The following is a 12,045-nucleotide window of genomic DNA, read 5'->3' as shown; positions in this document are numbered from 1 at the left end:
TTACTGATGCGTCTGGTAGTGGTTAGTGGCGTAAGCGAAATAGCCACGCTGACGCATCAGTTCACGGCGCAGATCCGGGTGCGGAGTAAAGCGGTCGCGACCGTGCAGCCAGAATAGATTGTTAATCAACAGGAATTTGCCAACGGGAACGGGCACAGAAAGAATGCCTTTGCTGGTTTCAATGGCATCGGAAAGCTCGCTCAGCCACACGCCTTCTTCGAAGTCTTTTGGCTGGACGAACTGGTCGATATAACGCATCACCGGGCGACCCTGTTGATCAACGTCGAACACCGGATGGAAAACATCTTTGCTGACGTTTTTGCTCGGCGGCGCGGCAAAGCGCATCGGGCGACGCGCCAGCGGGTGGCGGAAATAGTGGTCCAGATGTTCCCAGTCATCGAGATGCAGCAGCAACGAATTTCCACCCTGCATGTTCTGCTCGTCGATTTTCATCATCAGCACATAGTCAGTGATCTCTTCGACGTAGGTGCCGTCGTTATGCAGCTCCATTACGCGGTGCGGCTGACGCAGATAGCTGTCTGAGTTATCGACATTTTTCACTACAAAACGCGCGTAATACTGACCGCTCATCGCATCGAAATTGGAACGGCCAATCAGATGCGCTACCGCCGTTGCCAGCTTCACCATCTCATCCGCTTGCTTCACATCATCGACACCCACCGCATTGATCAACAGCGCACCTTCAGCACGGTTTAGCAGGGTCTTCAACAGCAATGGTTGCAGCTGGTTCGCACACAGATCGTCAAGAATTTTGCCTACCCGAAAACGCAGAAAAGATTTGTACTCCAGCGCCTGCACGGGCCATTCGGCAACCTGTTCGAGAAACTGTTTGGTCGTCTGTTCGGTGAAGGTGAGTTCCAGCAGACGCGGGGATTGCGCCGACGGGATGAGAGTGAATCCGCTATAGTCCTGGCCTGAATCGACAGCGTTATTTTGTACGGCGGTCAGTGCATTCATCAGAAGCGATCCTCTTATGAGATGTAGGGTGACATGGCGATGCTCATTTCGTAGCCATAATCTAAAAATATCTACATTTCTGAAAAATGCGCACAAATGCGCCATATTGTTTTCTTATTGTGATCAAAAGCAACAAATTGGTAACATTTAACGTAGGGTATTAAGGCAAAGTGAGACAGGAAATGAATAACTAAAGCAACAGGTTAGGGGTGGATTACCATCAGAGAACAGATTTTCTGGTCGATAAAAAACGGTAAATGGCTTCACTGCAAAATGACCGTTAGTAAACTAAACATATTATCTGCCCCGTTTTAGCGGGGCAGATATAACATTAAATTACAAATAGAGATAGTTCGGCGGTTCTCCAGTTTTCCCTAAAAGAAGAGCGCTACGCCCAGGAATATTGATATTTAGAGTTCCGCCTCTAAGCATAAATGCTTTACCAGGGGGGATAATTTTTCGGGTATTATTAATAATAATGTTAACGCTATTACTCCCCATGTTTTTATATACTCCAGGTTGCAATTTGTTAGGCCAGGTACCTTCAACTTCTTCGTTTCCTTTATTTATTATAACTAGTCCATCATGAGGAGAGTGATTAATGTTCACAGAATCCCCACGACTAAAGGCCAGAACGTTTTTAGTTGCAAATACACCCTCAAATGCGCTCCATATTCCTGCTTTATCTATATATAATGCGTGGAATTCATTGTAGAGCTGCTGATAGGTAGAGCAACCTTTATTAAGCCACGCCTCACCGCCGACACGCGTCGACCCATCATAATTTTTAATTTCAGTCGTTGATTTTAATACTTGGCCATCCCAGTAAACTAAAGGCCTGCTGAACGGGAGAGCGGCCATATATGCCATTGCTAATTGTTCATCTTGTTGATGGTTAAATAGAAAGTCATTGAAAAGATTGCCATTGTTAGGAAAATCGTGGTTAATGTTAATCAATATCCGTCTTTTTGACGGGATGCTTGAGATTGTTGAACCCGGTTTTGATGCAAGGGTTTGGAGATCGCCACCAAATGAAAAGGCTTTTATCGTCTTCATGAGCAATGAAAAATCAATGGCGCTTAAATCATCTCTTTCATAAAGCAGCGATGACATTTGTTCTTCATCCAACTGACAAGTTACCAGGTATTCCATGTAATTCATAACGGCTTTTTCATGATATATTGGCTTAAATAAGTTAGTATTGTGTAATCGCTCATTATAAATTGTAAGCGGTGGAGTTATTGATCTTTCTATTTGTTCATGCTTTGAGTGTTTTGCTGCATCATAACGTAAACCTCGTACGCCATATTTTCGCATTTCACGAACGTATTGATTTTGCAACATAATAACCTGGTCACTTTTGGGGGTTGTTTTAGGCATTCCATTTAAACGCTTTTCTTTTAATGCATGGAGGTTTTCCCATTCATCCTTAGAAATATTATCTTTACTTGCTTCGAAGTCTTTTGCAGTGAGATGTATATCTTCTGGATGGATTTGTTTACGTTCTTTTGTTACTGGATCTATAGTAAATGGAATCAAAACCTGACCTTGCCAATAGCCAGGGATACCACTTTCTATATCTTTACTGATCTTCGCTCGTATATCGGCAGAGGGATAATCCAGATCATTTTTACCACTACCCCCGATTCCCATAAAATTAAAGGTATAATCAGGAATGATATCGATACCAAATTTTTTAGCATCTTTAACCAATGCGATAAAATCCTGCAAATCTCCCATTGGATTATGGATAGTACAAAGATCTTCGGGTTGATAAGCGTGAAACCAGTAACCTTTTTCTTCTTCGGGAGTTTCTGGTCCGTCGGCGCGGAAAGTGGTTACGGGAGGGATTTGTATATACCCATAATGACAACGTGCAAACTCAGATATATTTTTCCTGATTTGCTGATAGGTGGCATTAAAAGCATGAAGAATCGCTTCGCCAGGTTTTTTGGGGGTGATGATTTCACATTGTGATTTCTGAACAGCAGTAAGAGATTTACGCTCAAGTGTTTGCCGTAGATGTTCTGGATTGATTAATATTTTAAATGTTTCTTGCTGGCCGGTAGGTGACGTTACGTTAATATTATATACATCAGCTGCCAGTTCATAGTCAGGAATGTTAATAGCATATGCAACATACTTATCTTTTGGGGACGGTTTGTCAGATATAATGTGAGTGAAATGTTCAGCTGGACCATACTGATGAACACCGCTGTTATCACCTCTTTCAACCATTGTATCTCGTTGATAAACCCATGTTTTCCCTTCTCCTATCCTGTCTGGCGCTGTAATGCTACGCTGTGCAGCTTTATTCAGCTCTCGGTAAGTTGTATCTGGAGAAAGGGAAATTTTATAATCGTTTTTTAACAGATCATTAATGACTTTTTCTGCGTGAAAAGTTGATATAATTTCTCTGTCTTTTAAATCCTGAGGATAAACTCCACAAGCATTAATAATATTTGTTATACAGTTTAGATATTCTAATGTATTTAATTTGGAATTTAGATCCCCGTCAGTAATGTTCCATGATAACAATGTGGGGTTGTCGATAGGTAAATTTCCTGGTCCTGGTTTTATAGAAAACATAATAAAGTTCCTCTAATGGTAGAGTAATAAGGTGTATACGGAAACATAAAAATGTTTAATTGTTGTGAAAGTAATTGCAAACAGATGTCCTACTTTTATCCAATATTCATATGGGAAAGGATAATGCTTAAATCTGTTTTTTTAATTATCGATTTGGTCTGGAGAGGCAACTGTCAAAAATCGCTCATACGAAACTAATGATTAGCAGAATAAGTTCTATAAAAGAATATATTGCAATATGAAGTTTATTTTTATGGAGTGAAAAGTAACAGATATCGTCATGATGCGAAAACTCTTCAGCTAATGTAATAAAGTTATATTATTAGATACAAAATCATTACAAACTATCATTGAATCGATGATAACTATAGATAGTGCTTATTATTAACATGCTTGTTGACTGCGAGTATCGACTTTGCGAATGGAAGCGGTGTCGGGATTTATGTCGCATGTATTGACGACCCAGGATGGATGAGAACGCATAAAAATCTGTTATTTACATCATAAGATCATCATGTTTATTGCGTGGTTTATAAGTATTGTTATTGCATACTTAAGGCCCTTTAGTTCAGTGGTTAGAGCAGGCGACTCATAATCGCCCGGTCGCTGGTTCAAGTCCAGCAGGGGCCACCAAATCATCATTCATGTATCAGGAAGAGTTAAGGGTACAAGGGGTACTCGATGGCGGTCTATATTTCATGACTAACGCCATTTAAAGGAAGAAGTGCGGTGGGTGGTTTCGAATGAGGGCTGGTGTTTTGGTACGTGGCACGCCACTGCAATGTATTTATCCATCAGTACTCATTCAAAAGTACCTGGAAAAAATGCCCGCTATGCCAAGCGGGCAAATTGCTTACATGTGGAATTAAGTAATTAACGATAAAGCCAGAGTATTATCATTTATCATGCCTCTTCATTTAATCAGGTTAATTACTCAAATCACTGAACTATTCTCTGTTCGCTCACTGATGATAAGTGAAGTGTCACAACCACGATTTGTATGTGGACCAATGCCGTAGAGTAAGGATGAAATGTCTCTGCCACGCCTTAAATATCTACTACTGACCAGAACACCCGCCGCAGGCAGATGAGTCTTATGAGCGTTACAGGAGTCTGGCTTTGCTCATTAATTAACGCTATTTAGATATAAATTTCTAACACTCGAAAAACGAATTCCACTAATAAATCATAACGGTTGGTTTTTATCATACAGCGAAATAACTTTTTGTTTATTAAATTTAACATTCTTGTGCTAATTTAATTAAAAAGTCCATGCGTAGCAAGTGAAACAGTTAATGTCAGCAATTGTCTCAAATGAGCGGTTTTTTATAATGACAAACAGTAATAACGTTAAACATAGCCATGTAGACATTAACTGAGGAATAGACAATGTTAGTTAGTAAAAGTAATGGTCATAACGTTAATACAGTTTTGGGTAGTGGAAGTTGTAATGAAAACAATTCTTCCAACCCCATGGAGCTACTAGCTTATAGTATTATAAATTTAATTTGTAAGGAAGCTGCCTCAGGGATGTATCGCGGTGCTCTTGAAACTTTACAAAAAATAATGTCTGAATGTATATATCAAGAAGGCAACGCCTTTGTCATTATGGGAGCTGGAGAACAATTAAAACGTATTAAATATGATGTTGATGAAAATAACTTAAAAGTATTCAACGTACACTTTGATAATAATGAAGAGTTAGTTACTGATGGTGAGCCTGACGTAGTATGTTTAAGCAAGTAGGAGTGGGAAGATCTTCTCATTAAATTAAAACCGGAGATTAAAGAAAATGTGTTTTCTGAAAATAACAAATTATCGAGAGAAAATAATATTGATCAGTATGTTCAATCCGCTAAAAGAAATGAACAGGCCCTTTTCGATAATATAATAAAAAGTGATTTTCATGTTGCTTCACTTCAGCCAGGTAGAACACGTAGTGTTATTTCAGAAACGCCGCCAAATGACTGTATGGAATCACATAATTTATATGACAACCAAATAGATAAGATTTCACCTGTAGCTAAAAACTCGCAGCAAGTTAAAGGTCACTATGGAGATAAATTTAAAGAAATGCACATGTTCATTAACCAGATGAGCAATGCACTTCAACAGGCTTCATCTTTGTCAGAGTCAAAGGAACACACCGTAGATATTCAAGAAAAAACGAATAAGTTTGTGCAGCATTTTCAGCGGGTATTATTTGATAAAAATGGAAGGTCATCAGAGTTTCTACTTAATTTTTATGAGTGTTGCTATAAGTTTTTACCAAGAGCGCAGCCTCAAGATAAAATCGATAGCTATAATTCAGCACTGCAAGCTTTTTCCATCTTTTGTTCATCTACGTTGACACATAATAATGTAGGGTTTAATTTCAAATTATTTCCAGAAGTCAAGCTGTCTGGAGGAGATCTTGAAACGGTATTCAAATACAAAAATGGCAATTTTGTCTGGGAGATAGCCAGAATTAAAATTACTCTCCCAAAAGAAGAGGGTGGTTTATACAATTTAGGTGGATTGGACTTTAAGGGGTGCTTCTTTTCTGGACAGAACTTCAGTAACTATGATATTAAATATGTGAACTGGGGGACGTCATTGTTTGATGTTGATACTCCGTGTATTTTTAATACGCCTGCTAACAATGAGAGTTATGAAAAATCATTAAAGCCTGTGAGCGAAAACGGTTTAAATGGAGTCTTATCTGATCGTAATAAAAAAATAAAAATGATCACGGGCGTGGCACTATTCGATGGTATTTCATCTATGGATGATGACTTTGATGATAGTTCCTCTGAGGATGAGCCCGTTGAGAATAGTCCTGTTGTGACTAGTCTCCTTGTATAAAGTTCTAAAAGCAGTTTTCAATGGTAAATAAATGGCGATTTTTACAAAGAGATAATAACGTAGATTGAAATAATATGTATTATTGATTGAGTAAACGGGATTATTCTTCACACTGCATCCATTTTGCTGTCACTACCAAAGTAAAAGGGGCTGCGCTTTCACGTAACCCCTTGATTTATTTGATGAGTTGGCGGTGTCTGAACTGGTGCTGTAATTGGTTGAAATATTTCATCTAATGTCTGGTTCAACTTTCCTTAGCTGCTTGAAAGTTTTTTGATCTTACCCAGCAATACCAGCGTTACGGTGCACCACGCCTGACTGAATAACTGCGTGCTTAGAGTTACCACTGCAGCGCATAACCGTGGCAGCAGGCCCGGACAGAACAAACGGCTCAGGACATTATCGGTAGGGGACGCACTGCTAGTCTGTAAACTGAACCGACTGGGGCGCAGTATGTGGCATCTTGTCGTGCTGTTGGAGGAGCTGTGCAAACGTGGTATTAACTTTCGTGCTCTGGCCCAATCTATATTTGCCCAACAATGGGGGGACGGAAGCTGTAAAAGTAAAACAATCTGCGATCTCAGAGTTATTGTGTGATTTTTATGTGAGCAGAAGATATTCATCAGAAACGATTATGTAAATCATTTTATTTTGCCGACTGCCTGATTGTCAAAAGAAAAGAATACGCCCGTGTTTCCTGAATAGATTCACTTTTTTATCCAACCACACTTCAGCGCACTGCGTTTAAAAAATGCCTCATTCTTATGCGGAATATCATCATTTCATCATGATGTCTTTGATGAGCGGTGAACACAATACACTTGCGCTGTCTCTTCAGGATGAATCCCCTGGTCTGGTGCCTGTGGGCTGATGTTGCAGCAAAGCTAAGGTCGCTTAAACGCTACTCAGTATTCACTTTTCAGAGGATGAAATTTATGAACAGGACCAGTCTCCATTATTGTCGCCGCTCAGTACTTTCCTTATTGATATCTGCCTTGATATATGCCCCGCCCGGGATGGCGGCCTTCACTCCTGATGTTATTGGTGTGGTAAACGATGAGACTGTAGATGGCAGCCAAAAAGTAGATGAACGAGGTACAACAAATAACACTCATATTATCAACCATGGCCAGCAGAATGTTTATGGTGGGATATCTAATGAAAGTCTTATTGAATCTGGTGGATATCAAGATATAGGACGTCATAACAATTATGTGGGGCAGGCTAATAATACAACCATTAACGGGGGCAGACAGACAATTCATGACGGGGGTATTTCCACCGGTACAATAATCGAGAGTGGCAATCAGGACGTTTATACAGGTGGTATCAGCAATGGAACGACAATTAAGGGGGGTAATTCACACATAAGTGGGGGGACTGCGAATGGAACAATCATTGATGGTGGCAGCCAACGAGTAACAACTCAGGGGCATGTCGACAGTACAACGATAAATAAGTCTGGCTCTCAGGACGTAGTACAAGGAAGTCTGGCAACGAACACAACCATAAATGGTGGTCGACAGTATGTTGAACAGAGCACAGTAGAAACAACCACCATCAAAAATGGCGGTGAGCAAAGAGTATATGAGAGCCGTGCGCTGGACACTACGATTGAAGGCGGAACTCAGTCTCTGAATAGTAATTCAACGGCAAAAAATACGCAGATCTATTCTGGTGGTACGCAAATTGTTGATTACACCAGCACCTCGGATGTTATTGAAATTTATTCCGGTGGCGTGCTTGATGTTAGAGGTGGTATGGCAACAAATGTTACTCAGCACGATGGAGCCGCTTTAAAAGTAACGACTTACGATTTGACGGTGAGCGGTACGAATAGTGAAGGGGCATTCTCCATCCACAATAACGTGGCAGACAATGTGTTGCTGGAAAACGGTGGTCATTTAGACGTATATGGTTCGGCAACCAGGACGATAATTAAAGATAAAGGAACAATGTCAGTTTTAACGAATGCTAAAGCTGATGCGACCCGAATAGATAATGGCGGGGTTATGGATGTCGCCGGAAACGCGACAAATACCATAATTAATGGTGGCACACAGAATATAAATAATCATGGTATTGCCACGGGAACCAATATCAACAGCGGAACACAAAATATCAAGAGCAGCGGGAAAGCTGACACGACAAATATCTCCTCCGGGAGCCGGCAGGTTGTTGAGAAAGATGGTACGGCAACTGGCAGCAATATTAGCGCCGGAGGCTCGCTGATTGTCTATACCGGCGGTATTGCACATGGGGTTAACCAGGAGACGGGTAGTGCTTTAGTTGCCAACACGGGCGCAGGGACTGATATTGAAGGATACAACAAGCTCTCTCGCTTCACTATTATCGGAGGGGAGGCTAATTATGTTGTGCTGGAAAATACCGGCGAACTGACGGTAGTGGCTAAAACCTCGGCGAAAAATACTACCATTGATGCTGGCGGTAAGCTGATTGTCCAGAAGGAGGCTAAAACAGATAGCACCAGACTTAATAATGGCGGCGTTCTGGAGGTTCAGGACGGTGGTGAGGCTAAGCATGTTGAGCAACAATCCGGCGGCGCATTAATTGCTTCCACGACCTCCGGAACACTTATCGAAGGAACCAACAGTTATGGTGATGCTTTCTACATCAGGAATTCAGAAGCTAAAAATGTAGTGCTGGAAAACGCTGGCTCATTAACAGTCGTCACTGGTTCCCGGGCAGTTGACACGATTATTAATGCCAACGGCAAAATGGATGTTTATGGAAAAGATGTTGGTACTGTACTTAATAGTGCTGGTACCCAAACAATATATGCCAGTGCCACTTCTGAAAAAGCAAATATCAAAGGTGGCAAGCAAACGGTATATGGTTTAGCCACTGAGGCAAATATCGAAAGTGGTGAACAAATTGTTGATGGTGGGTCAGCAGATAAAACGCACATCAATGGCGGTACGCAAACCGTTCAGAATTATGGTAAGGCGATCAATACCGATATCGTCTCTGGCCTACAACAAATTATGGTAAACGGGACAGCGGAAGGTTCCATTATTAATGGCGGTTCACAGGTAGTTAATGAGGGCGGTCTGGCTGAAAACTCGGTGCTTAATGACGGCGGCACTCTCGATGTGCGGGAGAAAGGCAGCGCAACGGGGATACAGCAAAGTAGCCAGGGCGCGTTGGTTGCAACCACCAGAGCGACGCGGGTCACAGGGACACGCGCTGATGGCGTCGCGTTCAGCATTGAGCAGGATGCGGCGAACAATATCCTGCTGGCAAATGGCGGCGTGTTAACCGTGGAGTCAGACACCACTTCCGCCAAAACACAGGTCAATGCGGGCGGGCGGGAGATCGTCAAAACAAAAGCCACTGCGACAGGCACGACGCTCACCGGCGGCGAACAAATCGTCGAGGGGGTGGCGAATGAGACAACGATTAACGACGGCGGAATACAAACAGTTTCGGCTAACGGTGAGGCAGTAAAAACAACGATTAATGAAGGCGGTACGCTGACAGTCAACGATAATGGCAAAGCGACAGATATCATCCAGAACAGCGGTGCCGCTCTCCAGACGAGCACGGCTAACGGTATTGAAATTAGCGGTACTCACCAGTACGGCACCTTTTCCATTGCCGGCAATTTATCGACCAATGCGTTGCTGGAAAATGGCGGTAATTTATTGGTATTAGCAGGTACCGAAGCCCGCGATTCCAGGGTTGGCAACGGTGGGGCAATGCAAAACCTGGGTCAGGACTTCGCCACAAAGGTTAATTCCGGTGGGCAATATACCCTCGGTCGGTCAAAAGATGAGTTTCAGGCTCTAGCCCGGGCAGAAGATCTCCAGGTCGCTGGCGGGACGGCAATCGTCTATGCAGGTACGCTGGCGGATGCATCGGTCAGTGGCGCGACAGGAAGCCTGTCGTTAATGACGCCACGGGATAATGTTACGCCAGTTAAACTCGAAGGGGCGATCCGGATTACCGATAGCGCGACATTAACTATCGGAAATGGCGTCGATACGACGCTTACCGACCTGACGGCTGCCAGCCGGGGCAGTGTCTGGCTTAACAGCAATAATTCCTGTGCAGGTACCAGCAACTGCGAATATAGAGTAAACAGTTTGCTCCTCAACGACGGTGATGTTTATTTATCAGCACAAACAGCAGCGCCTGCCACAACTAACGGTATCTACAATACGCTGACAACCAGTGAACTTTCCGGCAGCGGTAATTTCTACCTGCATACCAACGTTGCAGGCTCCCGGGGCGATCAACTGGTCGTCAACAACAACGCCACTGGTAATTTTAAAATCTTTGTTCAGGATACCGGCGTCAGCCCTCAGTCTGACGACGTGATGACGCTGGTGAAAACAGGGGGAGGGGATGCTTCGTTTACGCTGGGTAATACCGGCGGTTTCGTTGATCTTGGGACCTATGAGTATGTCCTGAAAAGCGACGGCAACAGCAACTGGAACCTGACCAATGATGTCAAAACCAACCCGGACCCCACCCCAAATCCGAAGCCGGATCCAAAACCAGACCCAAAACCGGATCCGAAACCAGACCCGACTCCCGATCCAACGCCGACACCCGTCCCGGAGAAACGCATCACGCCTTCTACGGCAGCCGTACTCAATATGGCAGCAACATTACCGTTGGTCTTTGATGCTGAGCTAAACAGTATTCGCGAGCGGTTGAACATAATGAAAGCGAGTCCACACAACAATAATGTCTGGGGGACGACGTATAACACCCGTAATAATGTCACCACCGATGCGGGTGCCGGGTTTGAGCAGACGCTGATCGGAATGACGGTGGGGATCGATAGCCGTAATGATATTCCTGAGGGGATTGCGACGCTGGGCGCTTTTATGGGTTATTCCCATTCACATATCGGTTTTGATCGTGGAGGACATGGCAGTGTGGGCAGTTATTCTCTGGGGGGCTATGCCAGCTGGGAACATGAAAGTGGTTTCTATCTGGACGGTATCGTGAAGCTGAACCGCTTTGAAAGTAACGTAGCCGGTAAAATGAGCAGCGGTGGAGCCGCCAACGGCAGTTATCGCAGCAACGGGCTGGGTGGTCACATTGAAACCGGGATGCGATTTACCGATGGTAACTGGAACCTGACGCCGTATGCATCGTTAACGGGGTTCACCGCTGATAACCCCGAATATCATTTATCCAATGGTATGGAATCGAAATCAGTCGATACCCGCAGTATATATCGTGAACTGGGCGCAACGCTGAGTTACAACATGCGTCTGGGGAACGGCATGGAAGTTGAGCCGTGGCTGAAGGCGGCTGTGCGCAAAGAATTTGTCGATGATAACCGGGTGAAAGTGAATAATGACGGTAATTTTGTCAATGATTTGTCGGGCAGACGTGGAATATACCAGGCAGGTATTAAAGCCTCATTCAGCAGTTCGTTAAGCGGGCATCTCGGGGTGGGGTATAGCCATGGTGCCGGTGTGGAATCCCCGTGGAACGCGGTGGCTGGTGTGAACTGGTCGTTCTGACCATCAACGAAAAAGCCCACATCTGTGGGCTTTCATATCACCAGGGGCCGCGGCTCCTTTGCGTATCCTTTTTTGTCTCCTCACCGTCTGGTCGGTGTCCTGCTGAGACTGCTAACTTCCTGTTTTTATT

4 protein-coding genes, 1 tRNA gene and 2 pseudogenes are annotated in these 12,045 nt (G+C 43.5%); 5 read left to right on the top strand and 2 right to left on the bottom strand.

What is annotated here, in order from left to right; translation table 11 throughout:
• Both glaH and ACJHX7_RS22095 read right to left on the bottom strand, forming a co-directional pair.
• The gene (glaH, locus tag ACJHX7_RS22100; protein ID WP_000993114.1) at window positions 1-978 is read right to left on the bottom strand and encodes a glutarate dioxygenase GlaH; all 978 of its coding nucleotides are present in this window, start codon (window positions 976-978) and stop codon (window positions 1-3) included.
• A gap of 336 nt (window positions 979-1,314) precedes the next feature.
• Window positions 1,315-3,567: an alpha-amylase family glycosyl hydrolase gene (locus tag ACJHX7_RS22095; RefSeq protein ID WP_094030047.1), complete on the bottom strand. Its 2,253-nt coding sequence runs from the start codon at window positions 3,565-3,567 to the stop codon at window positions 1,315-1,317.
• 557 nt (window positions 3,568-4,124) lie between these two features.
• Here ACJHX7_RS22095 and ACJHX7_RS22090 point away from each other — a divergent pair.
• From ACJHX7_RS22090 to ypjA, 5 genes and pseudogenes are all read left to right on the top strand, one after another.
• Window positions 4,125-4,200 (top strand) — tRNA-Ile (locus ACJHX7_RS22090).
• 756 nt (window positions 4,201-4,956) lie between these two features.
• A pseudogene (locus ACJHX7_RS22085) lies at window positions 4,957-6,411 on the top strand (DUF5507 domain-containing protein).
• A gap of 360 nt (window positions 6,412-6,771) precedes the next feature.
• A pseudogene (locus tag ACJHX7_RS22080) lies at window positions 6,772-6,939 on the top strand (recombinase family protein); the annotation flags it as partial.
• Between the two features lie 223 nt (window positions 6,940-7,162).
• Window positions 7,163-7,282 (top strand): hypothetical protein, encoded by a 120-nt coding sequence (locus ACJHX7_RS22075; RefSeq protein WP_001120794.1) that lies wholly within the window; start codon window positions 7,163-7,165, stop codon window positions 7,280-7,282.
• A 64-nt stretch (window positions 7,283-7,346) separates the two neighbouring features.
• Window positions 7,347-11,915, top strand: coding sequence for an adhesin-like autotransporter YpjA/EhaD (gene ypjA, locus ACJHX7_RS22070; protein ID WP_094030070.1), 4,569 nt, complete (start codon window positions 7,347-7,349; stop codon window positions 11,913-11,915).
• Window positions 11,916-12,045 lie beyond the last annotated feature (130 nt).

The sequence above is a fragment of the Escherichia sp. WS1451 genome (assembly GCF_046487365.1).
Taxonomy (GTDB): domain Bacteria; phylum Pseudomonadota; class Gammaproteobacteria; order Enterobacterales; family Enterobacteriaceae; genus Escherichia; species Escherichia coli.
Note: the sequence above shows the minus strand (reverse complement) of the source record. Positions and strands in the feature narration are given on the sequence as shown.

Excerpts from the sequence above, each read along its gene's own strand:
- ACJHX7_RS22075 (WP_001120794.1), top strand. The coding sequence starts at position 7,163 with ATGCCTCATTCTTATGCGGAATATCATCATTTCATCATGATGTCTTTG.
- ACJHX7_RS22095 (WP_094030047.1), bottom strand. The coding sequence starts at position 3,567 with ATGTTTTCTATAAAACCAGGACCAGGAAATTTACCTATCGACAACCCC.
- glaH (WP_000993114.1), bottom strand. The coding sequence starts at position 978 with ATGAATGCACTGACCGCCGTACAAAATAACGCTGTCGATTCAGGCCAG.
- ypjA (WP_094030070.1), top strand. The coding sequence starts at position 7,347 with ATGAACAGGACCAGTCTCCATTATTGTCGCCGCTCAGTACTTTCCTTA.